The sequence below is a fragment of the Rhodanobacter fulvus Jip2 genome (assembly GCF_000264315.1).
GTDB classification, from domain to species: domain Bacteria; phylum Pseudomonadota; class Gammaproteobacteria; order Xanthomonadales; family Rhodanobacteraceae; genus Rhodanobacter; species Rhodanobacter fulvus.
This window is the reverse complement of sequence record NZ_AJXU01000001.1, coordinates 100,569-118,557: the sequence shown is the minus strand read 5'-3', so window position 1 is coordinate 118,557 and position 17,989 is coordinate 100,569. Positions and strand designations below refer to the sequence as shown.

General features: G+C 66.3%; 16 protein-coding genes. 10 read left to right on the top strand and 6 right to left on the bottom strand.

What is annotated here, in order from left to right; genetic code table 11:
• Positions 1-83: 83 nt before the first annotated feature.
• Positions 84-2,411 carry a DNA translocase FtsK gene (locus tag UU9_RS00490; RefSeq protein ID WP_007079739.1) on the bottom strand — a complete coding sequence of 776 codons (2,328 nt, stop codon included), beginning with the start codon at positions 2,409-2,411 and terminating at the stop codon, positions 84-86.
• 464 nt (positions 2,412-2,875) lie between these two features.
• On the opposite strand from UU9_RS00490, the gene trxB reads away from it, so the two are divergent.
• From trxB to aat, 3 genes are all read left to right on the top strand, one after another.
• A complete protein-coding gene (trxB, locus tag UU9_RS00485; protein WP_007079738.1) occupies positions 2,876-3,841 on the top strand; it encodes a thioredoxin-disulfide reductase in 966 nt (321 codons plus the stop codon).
• Positions 3,842-3,924: 83 nt separating this feature from the next.
• Positions 3,925-5,109 carry a GNAT family N-acetyltransferase gene (locus UU9_RS00480; protein ID WP_040669785.1) on the top strand — a complete coding sequence of 395 codons (1,185 nt, stop codon included), beginning with the start codon at positions 3,925-3,927 and terminating at the stop codon, positions 5,107-5,109.
• Positions 5,106-5,828, top strand: coding sequence for a leucyl/phenylalanyl-tRNA--protein transferase (gene aat / locus UU9_RS00475; RefSeq protein ID WP_007079736.1), 723 nt, complete (start codon positions 5,106-5,108; stop codon positions 5,826-5,828). Before UU9_RS00480 ends, aat begins: the two co-directional genes overlap by 4 nt.
• Positions 5,829-5,948: 120 nt before the next feature.
• Here aat and UU9_RS00470 read toward each other — a convergent pair whose 3' ends face one another.
• Both UU9_RS00470 and ispG read right to left on the bottom strand, forming a co-directional pair.
• Positions 5,949-6,791: an HD-GYP domain-containing protein gene (locus UU9_RS00470; RefSeq protein ID WP_007079735.1), complete on the bottom strand. Its 843-nt coding sequence runs from the start codon at positions 6,789-6,791 to the stop codon at positions 5,949-5,951.
• A gap of 99 nt (positions 6,792-6,890) precedes the next feature.
• Entirely contained in the window at positions 6,891-8,120 is a 1,230-nt protein-coding gene (gene ispG / locus UU9_RS00465) for a flavodoxin-dependent (E)-4-hydroxy-3-methylbut-2-enyl-diphosphate synthase (protein ID WP_007079734.1), read from the bottom strand.
• A 325-nt stretch (positions 8,121-8,445) separates the two neighbouring features.
• Here ispG and ccoN point away from each other — a divergent pair, with 325 nt between their 5' ends.
• From ccoN to ccoS, 7 genes are all read left to right on the top strand, one after another.
• Positions 8,446-9,915, top strand: coding sequence for a cytochrome-c oxidase, cbb3-type subunit I (gene ccoN, locus UU9_RS00460; protein WP_007079733.1), 1,470 nt, complete (start codon positions 8,446-8,448; stop codon positions 9,913-9,915).
• Between the two features lie 114 nt (positions 9,916-10,029).
• Entirely contained in the window at positions 10,030-10,683 is a 654-nt protein-coding gene (gene ccoO / locus UU9_RS00455) for a cytochrome-c oxidase, cbb3-type subunit II (protein ID WP_007079732.1), read from the top strand.
• Positions 10,680-10,901 (top strand): cbb3-type cytochrome oxidase subunit 3, encoded by a 222-nt coding sequence (locus tag UU9_RS00450; RefSeq protein WP_007079731.1) that lies wholly within the window; start codon positions 10,680-10,682, stop codon positions 10,899-10,901. The genes ccoO and UU9_RS00450 overlap by 4 nt, the downstream gene beginning before the upstream one ends.
• Positions 10,898-11,824 (top strand): cytochrome-c oxidase, cbb3-type subunit III, encoded by a 927-nt coding sequence (gene ccoP / locus UU9_RS00445; RefSeq protein WP_040669779.1) that lies wholly within the window; start codon positions 10,898-10,900, stop codon positions 11,822-11,824. The genes UU9_RS00450 and ccoP overlap by 4 nt, the downstream gene beginning before the upstream one ends.
• Positions 11,811-12,041, top strand: coding sequence for a hypothetical protein (locus UU9_RS00440; RefSeq protein WP_040669777.1), 231 nt, complete (start codon positions 11,811-11,813; stop codon positions 12,039-12,041). The genes ccoP and UU9_RS00440 overlap by 14 nt, the downstream gene beginning before the upstream one ends.
• Positions 12,038-14,266: a heavy metal translocating P-type ATPase gene (locus UU9_RS00435; RefSeq protein WP_007079729.1), complete on the top strand. Its 2,229-nt coding sequence runs from the start codon at positions 12,038-12,040 to the stop codon at positions 14,264-14,266. Before UU9_RS00440 ends, UU9_RS00435 begins: the two co-directional genes overlap by 4 nt.
• Positions 14,263-14,433, top strand: a complete 171-nt coding sequence (gene ccoS / locus UU9_RS00430) for a cbb3-type cytochrome oxidase assembly protein CcoS (RefSeq protein WP_007079728.1) — start codon at positions 14,263-14,265, stop codon at positions 14,431-14,433. Before UU9_RS00435 ends, ccoS begins: the two co-directional genes overlap by 4 nt.
• Positions 14,434-14,496: 63 nt before the next feature.
• Here the strand turns inward: ccoS and UU9_RS00425 are convergent, their stop codons facing one another.
• From UU9_RS00425 to UU9_RS00415, 3 genes are all read right to left on the bottom strand, one after another.
• On the bottom strand, positions 14,497-14,922 hold the full coding sequence (locus UU9_RS00425; RefSeq protein ID WP_007079727.1) for a hypothetical protein: 426 nt from the start codon (positions 14,920-14,922) through the stop codon (positions 14,497-14,499).
• 15 nt (positions 14,923-14,937) lie between these two features.
• Complete coding sequence (locus UU9_RS17430; RefSeq protein ID WP_083838869.1) at positions 14,938-15,837, bottom strand: XVIPCD domain-containing protein; 900 nt, start codon at positions 15,835-15,837, stop codon at positions 14,938-14,940.
• Positions 15,838-16,015: 178 nt separating this feature from the next.
• Positions 16,016-17,971 (bottom strand): acetyl-CoA hydrolase/transferase C-terminal domain-containing protein, encoded by a 1,956-nt coding sequence (locus UU9_RS00415; RefSeq protein WP_007079725.1) that lies wholly within the window; start codon positions 17,969-17,971, stop codon positions 16,016-16,018.
• Positions 17,972-17,989 lie beyond the last annotated feature (18 nt).

Sequence of the window (17,989 nt, the reverse complement as noted above, 5' to 3'; positions counted from 1 at the left end):
CGAATCCCGAATCCCGATTCCCGATTCCCGCCAAGAGCGACTGAAGTCGCTCCCACATTCCCGCCCAGCTCGCATTTTCCGGGTCAATCGCGCGGCGGCGGTGGCGCCAGAACTTCGCGGTTGCCGTTGTGCTGGGGGGCGCTGACCACGCCGTCCTGCTCCATCTGTTCGACCAGTCGGGCGGCGCGGTTGTAGCCGATGCGCAGATGACGCTGCACGCCGGAAATGGAGGCGCGGCGCGTTTGCGTGACCACGGCCACGGCCTTGTCGTACAGCTGGGCCTCGGCGTCGCCGCCCTCCTCGCCATCCTGCGGGATGCCGGAATCATTGATGAACTTGCCGTCGCTGGTGGCCTGCACTTCCTCCAGCACGCCTTCGATGTAGTTGGGCCCGCCCTGGGATTTCAGCCAGTTCACCACGCCGTGCACCTCGTGGTCATCGACGAAGGCGCCGTGCACGCGCTCCGGCGTGGCGGTGCCCGGCGGCAGGTACAGCATGTCGCCGTGGCCCAGCAGCGCCTCGGCGCCGGACTGGTCCAGGATGGTGCGCGAGTCGATCTTGCTGGATACCTGGAACGCGATGCGGGTGGGGATGTTGGCCTTGATCAGGCCGGTGATCACATCCACCGACGGGCGCTGGGTGGCCAGGATCAGGTGCACGCCGGCGGCGCGCGCCTTCTGCGCCAGGCGCGCGATGAGCTCTTCCACCTTCTTGCCGACGATCATCATCATGTCGGCGAATTCGTCGATGATCACCACGATGTTCGGCAGCGGCTCCAGCGGCTCGGCGGCCAGGTTGGGCATCTCCGGGTTCGGGCGGAACAGCGGATCGAGCAGCGGCTGGCCGGCGTTCTCGGCGTCCTTCACCTTCTTGTTGAAGCCGGCCAGGTTGCGCACGCCCACGGCGGCCATCAGCTTGTAGCGGCGCTCCATCTCGGCCACGCACCAGCGCAATGCGTTGGCCGCTTCCTTCATGTCGGTGACCACCGGCGCCAGCAGGTGCGGGATGCCCTCGTACACCGAGAGCTCCAGCATCTTCGGGTCGATCATGATCATGCGCACGTCTTTCGGGCTGGCCTTGTACAGCAGGCTCAGCACCATCGCGTTGACCGCCACCGACTTGCCCGAACCGGTGGTGCCGGCGACCAGCAGGTGCGGCATCTTGGCCAGGTCCACCACGACAGGTTTCCCGCCGATATCCTTGCCCAGCGCCAGCGCCAGCGGCGATTTCTGCTGGTCGTACTTGTCCGAGCGCAGGATCTCGGAGAGGTAGACGATCTGCTTGCGGGTGTTGGGGATCTCCAGGCCGATCACGTTCTTGCCGGGGATCACATCGACCACGCGCACGCTCACCACGGACAGGCCGCGGGCGATGTCCTTGTCCAGGCTGGACACCTGCGAACCGCGCACGCCGGCGGCGGGCTCCAGCTCGAAGCGAGTGATCACCGGGCCGGGATACACGCCCATCACCTTGGCCTCGATGCGGAAATCCTTGAGCTTCAGCTCCACCTGGCGCGACAGCACTTCCAGGGTTTCTTCCGAATAGCCCGGACCCTGCTCCGGCGCCTCGTCCAGCAGCGACAGCGGCGGCAGCTCACCCGGCGCGGCGGCGCCCACGAACAGCGGGATCTGCGTTTCCAGCCGGGCGCGCTCGCTTTTGGTCACCGGCGCGGGGGCCGATTCGATCCGCACCGGCTCGCGCTTCGCCTGCTTCACGGCGTCGTCTTTCTTCACTGCCGCACGCTCGGTGCGCGCCAGCCGCGCAGCGCGTTCCTGCGGCGCCTGGCGCAGGCGCTCGCGAACCAGTTCGGTCAGCCGCAGCACCGTGTGCCCGGTCCAGTCCATCACCTTGAACCACGACAGCCCGGTGGCCAGCGTCACCGCTACCAGGAACACCGCCAGCAACAGCAGCGGCGCGCCCTTGTAGCCGAAAACGTATTGCAGCCCCTTGCCCACTGCCTCGCCGATCATGCCGCCGGCGCCCTGGGGCGCCATGCCGCTGTCGGGGAAATTGAGCCAGCACAGGCCTGGCGCGGTGATGAAGAAGAACACCGAGCCGATCAGCCGCAATGAAGGTTCCCAGCGGCTGCTGCTGGGTTCCGCCCTGTGGCGCAGCACGTTCACGCCCAGCAATACCAGCAGCAGCGGGAACGCATACGCCACCATGCCGAACAGGTAGCGCAGCAGGTCCGCCACATACGCGCCCAGCATGCCGCCGAAGTTGCGCGCGTGATCGGCGCTGCCCACATGCGACCAGCTCGGGTCCATCGGGTTGTAGCTGAACAGGCACACCAGCAGGTACAGCGCCAGCGGCAGCAACAGCAGCGCGCCAGCTTCGCGCAGGCGTCGTTTCAACTCCTCGCTGAGGCCTTCCCGGGCCGGTTGCCTGGCGTTCGTGCTGCGTGTCGCCATGGACGACCTCTTCCTGTTGACCAAGATCAGAGCATACCTTGCAACGCCGGTTGTACCAGCCTGCCGTCAGGGACACCGACGGTGCCGGGGTCAGGGATTTTGCGGGCCATGAGGGCAAATCCTGTCAAGGGATACGTGTGGCGGAAAATCACCGCGGCGATGCCGGACTTGCCGTTCGCCTTGAATCGGCGGCTTCGATTCCCCATTCTTGCCGACTGAACCGTCGCTATCGTCGGTCATGCGCAAGCCTCGCGACCATCGCGAACGCACGCCATGGCCGTCGAGAGCTGACGACAATTATAACGGCGCACCGCTGGACCGGCGATTTTTCCAGGACCCTGCCACGCGTCATCGACGCGCAGCGCCTGCCGGAGCAACGGCAGGCGCAGGCAACCCCGAACAAAACCGCCCCATCGCGCACCTTCCCGCAACCCTTGCAAACTCCCGCGGAGCAACTGGCAAAAATGAACACCGTTCCCAAGCACAGTCGACTGCTGATCCTCGGCTCCGGCCCCGCCGGCTACACCGCGGCGGTGTATGCCGCGCGCGCCAACCTCAAGCCGACCATGATCACCGGCCTGCAGCAGGGCGGCCAGTTGATGACCACCACCGACGTGGACAACTGGCCGGGCGACGTCGAGGGCTTGCAGGGACCGGCGCTAATGCAGCGCATGGCCGAACACGCCGAGCGCTTCCACACCGAGATGATCTTCGACCACATCCACACGGTGGACCTGAAGCAGCGCCCGTTCCGGCTGCGCGGCGATTCCGGCGACTACACCGCCGACGCGCTGATCATCACCACCGGCGCCACCGCGAAATACCTGGGCATCGCCTCGGAAGAGAAGTTCAAGGGCAAGGGCGTGTCCGCCTGCGCCACTTGCGACGGCTTCTTCTTCCGCGAGCAGGCGGTGGTGGTGATCGGCGGCGGCAACACCGCGGTGGAAGAGGCGCTGTACCTGTCCAACATCGCCAGCAAGGTCTACCTGGTGCACCGCCGCGACAAGCTGCGCGCCGAGAAGATCATGCAGGACAAGCTGTTCGAGAAGGCCGCCGCCGGCAAGATCGAGCTGGTGTGGAACCACAGCGTGGACGAGGTGCTGGGCGACGACTCCGGCGTCACCGGCGTGCGCGTGAAAGACGTCAACTCCGGCGCCACCCGCGACATCGAGGCCACCGGCTTCTTCGTGGCGATCGGGCACACGCCCAACACCGGCATCTTCCAGGGCCAGTTGGACATGCACGACGGCTACATCCGGATCCACAGCGGCCAGCAAGGCATGGCCACCATGACCTCGGTCGAAGGCGTTTTCGCCGCTGGCGACGTGGCCGACCATGTGTACCGGCAGGCGATCACCTCGGCCGGCTTCGGCTGCATGGCGGCACTCGATGCCGAGCGCTGGCTGGATCAGCAGACGCCGGCTGCCTGATGTAGGAGCGCACCCTGTGCGCGATGGCTCTTCGTGACGTAACGGAAAGCATCGCGCACAGGGTGCGCTCCTACACTTTCCTCATGCTTACCACACGCTTCCACGACGCGATCGCCGAGCTGCCCGCCGCGGCGTGGGACGCTTTGCGCAGCGACGCGAACCCGTTCGTGTCGCACGCATTTCTGTCCACGCTGGAACGCTCCAACTGCATCCGTGCCGATTGGGGTTGGCAGCCGCATCACCTGGGCATCTACGAGCGCGACCGGCTGATTGCCGCCGCGCCGCTGTACTTCAAGGGCAACTCGCACGGCGAATTCGTGTTCGACTTCGGCTGGGCGCGTGCCTGGCAGCAGGCCGGCGGCGAGTACTACCCGAAACTGCTCAACGCCGTGCCCTACTCGCCCGTCACCGGGCCACGGCTGCTGGCCGGCTGCGATGGGCAAACGGTCCTGCTGCAGCGGGCGCTGGTGGAGGCGATGCGCGGCGAGGCCGAGGAGCTGGGGCTTTCCTCGGTGCACGCCAATTTTCTGGAGACCGCCGAAACCGAGGCGTTCGATGAGGACTGGCTGGTGCGGTCGGACGTGCAGTTCCGCTGGCACAACCGCGGCTACCGCCATTTCCCGGCGTTTCTGGCCACGCTCAACCACAAGAAGCGCAAGAACATCCTGCGCGAGCGCCAACAGGTGGCGGCCAGCGGGCTGGCCATCGAATGGCGCAGCGGCGACAGTCTCAGCCTGCTCGAATGGCGCCGCGTGCACGCGCTGTACGAAGCCACCTTCGACGCCAAGGGCAACCACGCCGCGCTCACCGCCGCGTTCTTCAGCCACCTGGGCGAACTGGGCCAGACGGCCCAACTGGCGCTGGCCCGCGACGGCGACACCATCGTGGCGATGGCGCTGTTCATGCAGGGCGGCGGCGTGTTGTATGGGCGCTACTGGGGCGCGTCGGTGGAAGCGCCGGGGCTGCATTTCGAGCTGTGCTATTACCGCGGCATCGACTATGCGATCGCGCAGGGCCTCACGCGTTTCGAGCCCGGCGCGCAGGGCGAGCACAAGCTGGCGCGCGGCTTTTTGCCGGTGCGCACGCATTCGCGGCATTTTCTGGTCAACCCCGGTTTCCGCGCCGCGGTGGCGGACGCGCTGATCCACGAAGCGGAAGCGGTGGACGGTTATGCGGCCGAACTGCTGGCGCACAGCCCGTATGCAAAGACCCGCGAGACGACGCGCGAGGAAAACGGGCCCGGCTCACCGCGCGACCCGTCATCGTGATCCGCCTGCCCCTGCTCGATCCGGACGCGCCGGCGTCGTTCCCGGACCCCCGGCAGGCGTTGACGGAACCCAATGGTCTGCTGGCGTTCGGCGGCGACCTTTCGCCGACGCGGTTGCTGGCCGCCTACGGCAAGGGCATCTTCCCGTGGTTCAGCGATGGCGAACCGATCCTGTGGTGGTCGCCCGACCCGCGCTGCGTGCTGCACACGCAGGACCTGCGCATGAACCGCAGTTTGCGTCGCCAGTTGGCGGACAAGCATTGGCGCCTCACGCTGGATCACGCGTTCGACGCGGTGGTTCGCGGCTGTGCCGCGCCGCGCCGGGATGCTTCGGGCACCTGGATCGTGCCGGCGATGGTCGATGCCTATAACCGCCTTTATCACCTGGGCCACGCCCACAGCATCGAGGTGTGGGAGGACGGGCAACTGATCGGCGGCATCTACGGGATTGCGCTGGGGCAGTTGTTCTGCGGCGAGTCGATGTTCAGCCGCCGCAGCGGCGCCTCGAAACTGGCATTGGTTGCCTTGGCCCGCCTGCTGCACAGCTGGGATTTCCCGTTGATCGACACCCAGGTGGCCAACGCGCACACCTTGAGCCTGGGCGCCGTCGAGATACCGCGCGCGCAATACCTGCAGGACGTGGCCACGCTGCGCCGCCAGCCCGGTCAACCGGGCAATTGGGCGGCATTTACCGACGAGCTGATCCAGCCCTGCAATTGATGGCAGGAACGGCCTGGGTGGACGCAGCTTTTGTGGGAGCGGCTTCTGTGGGAGCGGCTTCAGCCGCGATGCTCTCGCAATTCCCGATTCACGCCAAAAGCATCGCGACTGAAGTCGCTCCTACGCGTGCGCGGCACGCCGCGGCGGGTTGACCCTGTCGGGTGGTTCACCCAGTGCCTTGAGTTCGTCGTAGTGCTCGATGAACAGCGCGACCAGGCGTGGATCGAGCTGGCTGCCGGCCACCTTGCGCAGGTAATCGAGGACGTCGGCTTCGGGCCAGGCGGGCTTGTAGACGCGGGGGGAAATCAGCGCATCCCAGATGTCGACGACGCTGAAGATTCGCGCCGCCAGCGGGATGGCTTCGCCGCGCAGGCCAGCCGGATAGCCGGTGCCGTCCCAACGCTCGTGGTGACTGTAGGGAATGTCGCTGGCACGGCGCAGGAAATCCACCCGCTGCAGCATGTCGCCACCGAACCGCGCGTGCTGGCGCATGACGGCGATCTCACCCTCGTCGAGCTTGCCCGGTTTGACCAGGATGGCGTCGGGCACGGCCAGCTTGCCGATGTCATGCAGCAGCGCACCGAACGAGAGGTTGCGCAGCGCGTCGCCGCGTACCCCGGCCACGCGCGCCAGCCCGGTGGCCATGCGCATGACGCGGTCGGAATGGTCGCCGGTTTCCTTGTGCCGGATGTCGATCGCCGACACCAGCACGCGCAATGCCTGCTCCTGTCCTTCCAGCAGCCGTTGGTTGGCTTCCCGCAGATGGTGCATGTCGCGGCCGAGTACCCAGTAGAGCAAGGCACCGGTGCCCAACACGAAAAACCAGCCCTTGATGCTCTGCAGGAACGCCAGCTCGGCGCGACCCTCGACCAGGGCATTCAAGGCGTGATCGGAAAACCATATCCACAATGCGGACACTGTCACGTAGAGAACGACGGTGCGCAGTTGCGGGCGTTTCGTCACGGGTAGGCATCCATTGGAGGAGGTCTCGCGCCAGGGGTCATCACACGAGTCGTCGACCTAGTGTGATGAATACCGCACCCGCGCATTGTGACGCATCCATCAGCTCGTGCGCGCGGTGTATTTGCGCTCCACGTAATCGTCCAGGATGCCCACGAATTCGTTGGCGATATTGTCGCCACGCAGGGTCATTGCCTTCTCGCCATCGATGAATACCGGCGCCGCGGGCGCTTCGCCGTTGCCGGGCAGCGAGATGCCGATGTTGGCGTGCTTGGATTCGCCCGGCCCGTTGACGATGCAGCCCATCACGGCCAGCGTGAGGTTTTCCACGCCGTCGTACTTCACCCGCCACAGCGGCATCTGCTCGCGCACGTGTTCCTGCACGGTCTTGGCCAGCACCTGGAAGAACTCGCTGGTGGTGCGGCCGCAGCCCGGGCAGGCGGTGACCAGCGGCGTGAACGAGCGCAGCCCCATCGTCTGCAGCAGCTCCTGCGCCACGATCACCTCGCCGGTGCGCGGCGCGCCCGGTTCGGGCGTCAGCGAGATGCGGATGGTGTCGCCGATGCCTTCCTGCAGCAGCACCGCCAGCGCGGCGCTGGAGGCGGTAATGCCCTTGGAACCCATGCCCGCCTCGGTCAGGCCCAGGTGCAAGGCGTAATCGCAGCGCGCGGCCAGGTCGCGGTACACGGCGATCAGTTCCTGCACGCCGGAGACCTTGCACGACAGGATGATGCGGTCGCGTCCCAGGCCGATCTCCTCGGCCTTGGCGGCCGATTCCAGCGCCGAGCGGATCAGCGCCTCGCGCGCCACCCGCGATGCATCCCATGGGTCGGCGCGCTGTGCGTTCTCGTCCATCAGCGCGGCCAGCATGCTCTGGTCCAGCGAACCCCAGTTGACGCCGATGCGCACCGGCTTGGCGTAGCGCAGCGCCATCTCGATGATCGAGGCGAACTGGGTATCGCGCTTGGCGCCGAAACCCACGTTGCCGGGATTGATGCGGTACTTGGCCAGCGCCTCGGCGCAGGCCGGCTCGCGTTCCAGCAGCTGATGGCCGTTGTAGTGGAAGTCGCCCACGATCGGCACGTCCACACCCATCATCGCCAGCCGTTCGGCGATGCGCGGCACCGCGGCGGCGGCGGCCGGCGTGTTGACCGTGATGCGCACCATCTCGGAACCGGCACGGGCCAGTTCGGCGATCTGCTTGGCGGTGCTGGCGGCGTCCTCGGTGTCGGTATTGGTCATCGACTGCACCACGATCGGCGCGCTGCCGCCGACGCGCACCTTGCCCACCTGCACGGCAACGCTGTGCCGGCGTGGGGCCGGACCCGCCATGGGAGGCGCCTGGGTAACCATCTCGCTCATGTTTTCGACCGAAAGAAATGCCGACAAGGATACCCGATCGGGGCTGTGCCACTGCGACAAATCAACGCAAGCTGGCCGCATCCGGAAAACGGGCGCGCCGCCGGCTCCATCGACGAAACCCCGCCGCGCCCGCCTTTCTGTCGGGCATGTCGCGAGCGGGAATGCCGTGCACGGCAGACGGGGCTGCATGCTGCTACCGTCCGCGGCAGGGCGCATTGTCGCAGCCGCTTGATTGGCGTCATGGCACGGCGTCACGCTTTACGCAAAATAGTGCGGCTAACCGTCGAGGAACCACATGCCGAACACCGAGTATTACAACGACAAAGTGGTGCGCCAGTTTCTGCTGGCTGCGGCCGTGTGGGGCATCATCGGCATGTCGGTGGGCGTGTACGCCGCCGCCGAGCTGGCCTGGCCCGCGCTGAACTTCGACACCGCCTGGCTGACTTTCAGCCGCATTCGACCCGACCACACCTTCGGCGTGATCTTCGCCTTCGGCGGCTCGGCGCTGATGGGCACCTGCTACTACGTGGTGCAGCGCACCGGGCATGCGCGGTTGGCGTTGGGCAAGCTGGCCGGCTTCACCTTCTGGGGCTGGCAACTGGTGTGCGTGCTGGCGATGATCACGATGCCGCTGGGCATCACCCAGAGCAAGGAATACGCCGAGCCGGAGTGGTTCATCGACATCCTGATCGCGATCGTCTGGGTCAGCTTCGGCGTGGTGTTTTTCGCCAGCCTGGCGCGGCGACGGATCAAGCACATCTACGTGGCGAACTGGTACTACGGCGCGTTCATCATCGCGGTGGGCCTGCTGCACATCGTCAATAACCTCGCCTTGCCGGCCTCGCTGTTCAAGTCCTACCCGATCTACGCCGGCGTGGTCGATGCGATGGTGCAGTGGTGGTACGGCCACAACGCGGTGGCGTTTTTCCTCACTGCCGGCTTCCTCGGCATGATGTATTACTTCGTGCCGCGGCAGGCGCAACAGCCGCTGTGGAGCTACCGTTTCTCGATCGTCAATTTCTGGGCGCTGATCTCGGTCTACATGTGGGCCGGCGCGCACCACCTGATGTACACCGCCCTGCCCGACTGGGTGCAGTCCGTCGGCATGGCGTTCTCGCTGGTGCTGCTGATGCCCAGCCTGGGTTCGGCGGCCAACGGCCTGCTCACCTTCAACGGCTCGTGGCACAAGCTGAAGATGGATCCGGCGGCCAAGTTCATGGTGCTGTCGCTGGTGTTCTACGCCGCCTCGACCTTCGAAGGCTCGATGATGGCGATCAAGACGGTCAACTCGCTGTCGCACTACACCGACTGGACCATCGCCCACGTGCATTCCGGTTCGCTGGGCTGGGTGGCGATGATCACCATCGGCTCGCTGTACGCGATGGCGCCACGCGCGCTGGGGCAAGAGAAGATGTATTCGCGCAAGGGCATGGAGTGGCATTTCTGGATCCACACCATGGGCCTGCTGCTGTACGTGGGGTCGATGTGGACGGCCGGTGTCACCGAAGGCCTGATGTGGCGCAAGACGCTGCCCGACGGCTCGCTGGCGTACGCGTTCATCGACAGCCTGATCGCGGTCAAGCCGATGTACTGGATCCGCTGGCTGGGTGGCGTGTTCGTGCTCAGCGGCATGGTGATCATGGCGTGGAACCTGTGGCATACCGCGGCCGACGCGCGCGCGCACCTGATCAAGCCGATCCCGGTGCCGATTCCGGAGCCGTACCCGCACCAGGTGCCGGAACCACTGCCCGCGGTGGTCAGCTGATGCGCCCGTCCCTGCGCGCCGCTCCGATCGGTTCCATGGCTGGTGGCCGCCATTCGGGCCTGCAACTCCAGAAGCGGCCGTTCATGACCGCACTTTTCAGGTAGAGCTCACATCATGGCCTACAAACATTTCGAAGTGATCGAGAAGCACGCCGGCCTGCTCGGCGTCCTCATCGCGATCATGGTGTCCATCGGCGGCCTAGCCGAGATTACCCCTTTGTTCGTGCAGGCCCATTCGGTGAAGGCGCCGCCGGGCGTGAAACCGTACGATGCGCTGCGCCTGGCCGGCCGCGATGTGTATGTGCGCGAAGGCTGCTATCTCTGCCACTCGCAGATGATCCGCGCGCTGCGGGCGGAAACGCAGCGCTACGGTCATTTCTCCACCGCTGAGGAATCGGTCTACGACCGGCCGTTCCAGTGGGGCTCCAAGCGCACCGGGCCGGACCTGGCGCGCGTGGGCGGCAAGTATTCCGACCACTGGCAGCGTTTGCATCTGGAAGACCCGCGCCAGGTGGAGCCGGAGTCCAACATGCCCGCCTATCCGTGGCTGAACGACAACAAGCTGGACATCGCCGACGTGCAGGCGCGCATGCGCACGCTGCGCCGGTTGGGCGACCCGTACAGCGACGATGACATCGCGCAGGCCAACGAGTCGCTGGCGGGCAAAACCGAGATGGATGCGCTGATCGCCTACCTGCAGGGGTTGGGCATCAAGAACGAGCCGGTCGCCACCGTGCCGGTGCCGGTCGGGCATGGAGACAAGCCATGATGAATCCGATCTGGGGCCATATCACCGGCGTGGTAACCGTGGTGCTGATGCTGATCTTCATCGGCATCTGGGTCTGGGCATGGCGCAAGCGCCATCGTTCGACGTTCAAGCGGATGTCGGAGATTCCGATGGAAGACAAGCCCGAGGGCCCGCTGCCCGACCCGGCCGAGATTGCCAGCAAGGACGTCGCCGACAACGAGGGGAGCGATAAGCCGTGACCACTGGACTGTCGCTGTGGGTAATGTTCCTGGTGGTGCTGAACCTGGGCATCACGTTCTTCCTGTTCCTGTGGGCGCCGCGGGCGAAAATCCCCACCCTGCCCGACCAGACCAGCGGCCACGTCTGGGCGCACGGCACCGTACGCGAAGGCGTGCGCAACCTGCCGTTGTGGTGGCTGCTGTTTTCCGGCGCGATGTTCCTGGCCGGTTTCACCTATCTGGTGCTCTACCCCGGTTTCGGCAGCCACAAGGGCATCCTGGGCTGGACCTCGCACGGCGAACTGGCCCGCGACGAAGCCATCAACAACGCGAAAATGGACGAGTTGCTGGAGCGGTTCCGGCAATACCCCATCGAGCAACTGGCCAACGACCCCGCCGCGCTGCAGATGGGCGGCCGACTGTTCGTGGACAACTGCGCCGCCTGCCACGGCCGCGGCGGCTACGGCAATGTCAAAGTGGGCGCACCCAACCTGATCGACGACGACTGGTTGTACGGTGGTACCGGCGCGGACATCCTTGCCAGCATTCACGATGGCCGCAGCGGCCTGATGCCACCGTGGGCCAGCCTGGGCGAGGACAACGTCAAGAATCTGGCCCAATACGTATTGAGCCTGTCCGACTCGCCGCACGACGCGGCCAAGGCCGCCGCCGGCAAGCCGCTGTTCACCACCTGTGCCGCCTGCCACGGCGCCGAAGGCAAGGGCAACCCCGCACTGGGCGCGCCCAACCTTACCGACCACGTGTGGCTCCATGGCGGCAAGCTGGAGGACATCGAGCACTCCATCGGTGGTGGTCGCCAGGGCGCCATGCCGCCATGGAACAAGCGTCTGACCAACGACCAGATCCGCGTGCTCGCCGCCTACGTCTACCACCTGTCGCACCAGGGCGATGCCGCCGCGGGGCAAGGCCATGCCAAGCGCTGACCCCGTGCGGGCGCCAGCCAGGACAGCGTGGTATCGCCAGCCCGTGGTGTGGCTGGGCGTGACGCTGTTCGTGGCTTCGCTGGCCGGTTGCGTATGGATCATCGTGGTGGCCGCGCACCATCCCGATACGCCGGTGGAACACGCCGGCAGCGGTTTGTTCGGCGTGCCGTCCACTGCGCACAGCAGCCACGGCCCGCCGCCCGCCAAACCGCAATGAACGCGCACGCGGCCTGGGCGCATCCGCAGCTCGCCGCGCAGGTCATGCGGCCGCGCCGCGATGGCCGCAGCGAAATCGCCCTGCGCGTCGACGGTCTGCGTGATGCCCGCCAGATCCTGACCCTGGAGCAATTGATCCGTGCCTTGCCTGGCGTGCAACGCGTGGCGATCGATGCCCCGGCCGGACGCGTGCGGGTGGTGTGGGATGCCCGGCGCACACCGTTGCCACGCCTGCTCGCCGTCTTCGCCAACGCAGATTGCACCGCGCAGCCGCTGCGTCACGACAGCATCGACGATGCCCGCGCCACCGAAATGCATGCGGCGCTGAAACGCCTGCTGGTCGGCGGCATGTTCGCGATGCAGGTGATGACCTACGCGTTCGTGATGTACATCGGCGCGGTCGATTTCGTGGATTTCACCACGCGCGGGCTGTTCCGCTGGCTGAGCCTGCTGTCCACGATTCCGGTGGTGTTCTATTCGGCGCAACCGTTCTTTGCCGGTGCGCGGGACGAGCTGCGCCAGCGGCGGCTGGGGATCAACCTGCCGGTGGCGCTGGCGGTGACGCTGGTGTTCGTGGCCAGCGCCGTCAACACGCTGCGCGGCGATGGCGAGATCTATTTCGATTCGGTCAGCATGTTCGTGTTCCTGCTGCTGGGCGGACGCTATCTGGAACTGCGCGCACGCCATCGCAGCGGCGCGCTGGGCGATGCGGTGATCGATGCCACGCCATTGCTGGCCGAACGCCGCCGCAGCGACGGCCAGCTCGAAACCGTGGCCGCGATCGAGCTGGCCCCCGGTGATCTGGTGCACGTCGGCGACGGCGGCACGGTGCCTGCCGACGGCGTGCTGGAAGGCATCACGGTGCGCGTCGATGAAGCACTGCTTTCCGGCGAATCGCGGCCGGTAACCCGGCATGCCGGCGAACGGCTGGTGGCGGGCAGCGTGGTACTGACCGGGCCGGCGCAACTGCGGGTGGAATCCAGCGGCTCGCAGACGGTCGCCGCGCGGCTGGGTGAACTGGCGGCGCGGGCACGGCAGGCGCGTGCGCCCTCGATGCTGGCCAGCGAACGCGACGCCAGCCGCTTCGTGGCCCGCGTGTTGCTGTTGACGGTGCTGACCGCGCTGGGCTGGCTGCTGGTCGATCCTTCGCGCGCGTTCGAGGCCGCGGTGGCGGTGCTGGTGGTGGCCTGCCCCTGCGCCTTCGCGCTGACCTTGCCGGCCACGTTGACCCGGGCGCTGGGCGTGCTGGCGCAGCGTGGCGTGCTGGTGACCGACAGCGCGGCGCTGGAACCGCTGGCGCGCGTCGACTTCGCGCTGTTCGACAAGACCGGCACGCTGGCCACCCCGCAACTGTCGCTGGCGACGGTCGAACCGCTGCGAGGCGACGACCCCGCCCACGTCCTGCAATGGGCGGGCGCACTGGCGCGCGAAAGCTCGCATCCGCTGGCCCGTGCACTGGCCGCGGAAGCCGCCGCGCATGGCACGCCACCGCACGCCACGGCGGTGCGGGTCGTCGCCGGCGCGGGCATCCGTGGTGAACTCGATGGCCGCGCCCTGCGTCTGGGCCGCGCGGATTTTGCGCTGGAACACAGCGCGGCAAATGCCTCGACGCTGGCCGCCGGCATCCTCGTGCTGGCCGATGCGCAGGGCGCCATCGCCGCGTTCCATCTGGATGAACGGGCGCGACCCGACGCCGCAAGCACCGCAGAATTTCTTCGTGCCGACAACATCGCCTGCGCGATCGCCAGCGGCGACGTGGCCGAACGCGTGGCCCCGCTGGCCCGCGCATTGGGTATCAGCGATTGGCATGCGCGGCAGACCCCGGCCGACAAGCTCGCCGTGCTGCAGGCCGCGCGGGCGCGAGGCAATGTCACTCTGGCTGTGGGCGACGGCACCAACGACGCCCCCATCCTGGCCGGCGCCGACGTCTCCGCCGCACTCGACAGCGGCACCGGCCTGGCCCAGGCGCACGCCGATCTGTTGTTGCTGGATGGACGGCTGAATGGTTTGGCCAGCGCCCGCGTGATCGCGCGGCAGGTGCGCCACGTGGTGGCCCAGAGCAGGCGCTGGTCGCTGGCCTACAATCTCTGCGCGGTACCGTTCGCCGCGTTCGGACTGGTGCCGCCGTGGCTGGCCGGCATCGGCATGACCTTGAGCTCGCTGGTGGTCGTGCTCAACGCGCAGCGGGTCGGCACGCCCACGCCCGCGCGGGGAACCTCCGCATGAACATCCTGCTGATCCTGATCCCCGTCACCCTGATCGTCATCGGCGTGGCCGTGGCGTTGTTCTTCTGGGCCGTCAACCACCAGCAGTTCGACGACCTGGACAGCCCCGCCGTGCTGCCGTTGATGGATGATCCGCCAGCGGAGACGGATGAAAAAGACGCGCCCTAGCGTCGAGCCACAAGCCAGCGCAACGACGCCGGGAGAGCTCACCGCTCCGCCTTGTGTCTACTCTCACTGCCAATAACTGGCTTTGCGCTTTAGATGGATGACCTCTTTGTTTCCCGAGAACGATCCGGTCAGCTCTTGCAGCCCGATCGTTCCGACAAAGTTGCCGCGAGGATCAATGGATTTCGGTACCGAAAACTTGATTGACGTACCGGATATTGTCGCGGGCACCACCACTGGTGTTGTTGGTTCACCCTCACTGGATTGATAGACGACGAAGTAGCCGTCTCGAGCATAGGTGACAAAAATCTCCGTCCCGAGCAGGTCGCCTCCTTCGTCGTTGTATGCCATGTCCGAAAACATGCCCGTCGGCTTCGGTTGCCTGGCGTTGGCAGCGGTGGCCGCTGTTAAGGCGATGCTGAAAACAAGCACCATCAGGAATACGTAGTTCATCCGTTTCATCGTCTTGCTCCCGAAAATATCGTCAGTCATTGGCTGCTCCACGCTTTACCCCAAGCATGAAACATTCTGCGCGGCGGTCGCCTGCTGGTTTCCCTGTTGAGCCATTTGCTGCGCCCCGTGCTGGCCTTGCTGTTGCAAGGTCCGATTAACCTGTGCCATCTGCTGCGTGCTTCCCTCGATCGGCGTGTTGACCGCTCTAGCCGTATCTACATTTGCTACGTTCGTTACCACGCCAAGCATGGGTTGCTCAGTAGCAAACGCCTTGGAGCCATCGTCGCTCAGAACAACACTGTCGATTTGCTTCAAGCCCCGCGATTTTGCCTCGACAGCCAACGCACCGGCCAGGTTTTTACTGAGCCGATCCGACGCACGGCCTTGCTCGGCATCAATTTTTTTGACACCAGCGTACGCTTGCTTAAATAGCGCGTGATCCGGATGTGAGGCTTCGTCCAGACGTGGTGTTACCTGCGCTGATGTACCAGGTGCCGGATACTCGGGCGGCGCCTGCAGCGCGCTGTGCTGGTGAGTTGGCGCATCGTGATGCTCAGGCGCAGGCGGCCTATGGCGCCCGGTCAGCTCGTTATATTGCCGGGTGGCATTCGCGATAGCCGTGTTTCTGTCTATGGGCGGATCCGCATAAAAATGCGGCGGGTCGCGCCGATGAAAATTGCCGCCCCAGCTCAACCCCGCATCGTGTGCGGCCGTTCGAATGATTTCACGCTGCGCTTCGCTGACGGTGGAGTAATTCACATCGACGGCAAACCCGGCCGAATGAAGACTGTGCGTGGCCGGTGTAATGGCGTTGGGATCGTGGTGCAACCGTTCCTGATGTTCCGGGGTTCTGAACGCGCTGTTGAAATGGAGGCTTACACCGTGCGCCTGTGCATTCGCTATGAAAGCGTTGACCTTGGGAACCATCGATTGGTCGAGATAGGTATGACCCATGCCAGACAGCGTAACGGGCACGATTCGTAGTCCTGAACACCGTGGCCACGCCGGGTCGAGCGCCGCGGAAGGGTCGAATCTTTGCCGCGGCCGGCGTAGGAACCGCCGGTCAGGATGCTTCTGCTCCGCCCCCAAACAAAGAGCATCGCGACTGAAGTCGCTCCCACAGTGGTCGTGTCTACGGGGTATTCCGCAGCGCTGCCAGCAACACCCGCTGCTGCAGTCGATCCTTCCATGTCACCGGCGCCGTCAACCCCATCCGCTTCAGGGCCTCGGCTTCGCCCGCCACCGCATCGCCGGGACGGACCACGGCCTTCACCAGCCGCCACTTTCCGCGCCAGCTGATGGCGCAGCCTTTCAGCCAGTTCAACGCCGGCAACAACCGCTGCTCCACCTCGTCGAAATCGCTGCCGAACGGGAACGTGGGCAGCAGGCCCTTGCGCTGCAGCGGCGCCAGCGATTGGCGCAGGCAATCGGGGCGGTTGCGGCGCCAGGCGGCGGGTATCACGAAATCCGGTGCCAGCTTGCCGTGCGCCTTCGCCTCCGCGCACAAGGCGTCGAGGAAGCAGGCGTCGCTGATCGACAGCATCGCCTCCACGCACTCGCTGTCGCTCTTGCCGCGCAGGTCGGCCACGCCGTATTCGGTGACGTAGATATCGCGCAGGTGACGCGGGATGGTGGTCTGGCCGTAGTTCCAGCGGATATTGCTTTCCAGGCCATTGCGGCCCGCGCGGGTGGCGCGCAGCAGCAGCACCGAGCGTCCGTCGGCCAGCTCGTGCGCCATCGCCACGAAGTTGTACTGGCCGCCCACGCCGCTGACCACCGCGCCCTCCTCCAGCGTGTCGGAAACCGCGGCGCCCAGCAGCGTGGCCATCATGCAGGTGTTGAAGAAGCGCGCGCCGCGCCGCTGCAAGGCGGCCAGCGTCTGATGGTCGCCGTACAACTGGTTGACCTGGGACACCGGGCACATGTCGATCGCGTCCGGATCGGCCGCCTCGGTCTCGCCCAACCATGCATACAGCTCGCGCGAGCCTAGGAAGAACGCGCCGCGCAGGTAGTGGCCGCCCGGCGTCCCCGGATTCAAGCGACCCGCGACGGAGGCGCGTTCCAGCGCCAGGTTGTCCCAGCTGCGGCGCTTCAGAATGCCGCCGCGCTGCAGGTGCATGAAGCCGTCCATCACCATTTCGCTGGCGCCGTACAGGCCGGCAGCCAACGGCGCCGTGCCACCCATCCAGCCGGCCAGCGTGCGCGTGTTGCCGCCCGCGTCCAGCGACGCCAGCGCGCCACGCCACGCGCTGTTGGACTGCTGGCGCAGCAGCAGCGCCTTGACCAGCGCATCGGACAGCGCGCCGATGCCGATCTGCAGGCAGCCGCCATCTTTCACCAGCGCGCTGGCGTGCAGGCCCAGCGCGTATTCGGCCACGTCCAGCGGCAGGCGCGGCAGCGCGAACAGCGGCGGCGAGGTTTCCGGTTGCAGCTCGATGTCGAAGAAGCTTTCGGGTACTTCGGCCGCGCCGCTCATGTACGGCAGGTCCGGATGCACCACCGCCACGCACAGCGGCCGCGGCTTGCCGGCGGCCTGCGTCTGGCGCAGGAAATCCAGGGTCAGGTCGGGGTTGCTGGACAGGCTGTAGTGCACGCCGTCGGGGCCGTCGCGCCGCGCCACCAGTTGCACCAGCAGGTTGATCTCCTGCAGCACCAGGTCGCGCGCCACGTGGGTGTAGTTCTGGCTGATGTAGCTGCGCTGGGCGCTGGCCGAATGCAGCAGCGCGCCCGACTGCAGGTAGAACTCGTGCACGGCCACGTTGGGCGGCAAGGCGTCGCGCGCCTGGTCGATCGCGTATTGCGGATCGATCTGATCGGTACCGAAATGCCGCCGCAGGAAAGGTTCGAGGAAACGCGCCTCCAGCCCCGGCTTGGGCCGCGGACGCGTCAGCGACAGTGCGGTGTACAAACGCAATGAGCGCGTGGTGTCCGCGGCGGTCAACGCGTACAGCGCGTTGAGCAGGCCATGCGGCTTGCCCAGACCCAGCGGCGCGGCCACGCGCAGGTCCGGGCCAAGCGCATCGGCGACCTGCTGCGCGCAGGTGGCGGTATCGGCGTAAAGGCGACGGATCGGCATGTTTGCGATCATGCCAGAAGCGCCGCGCGG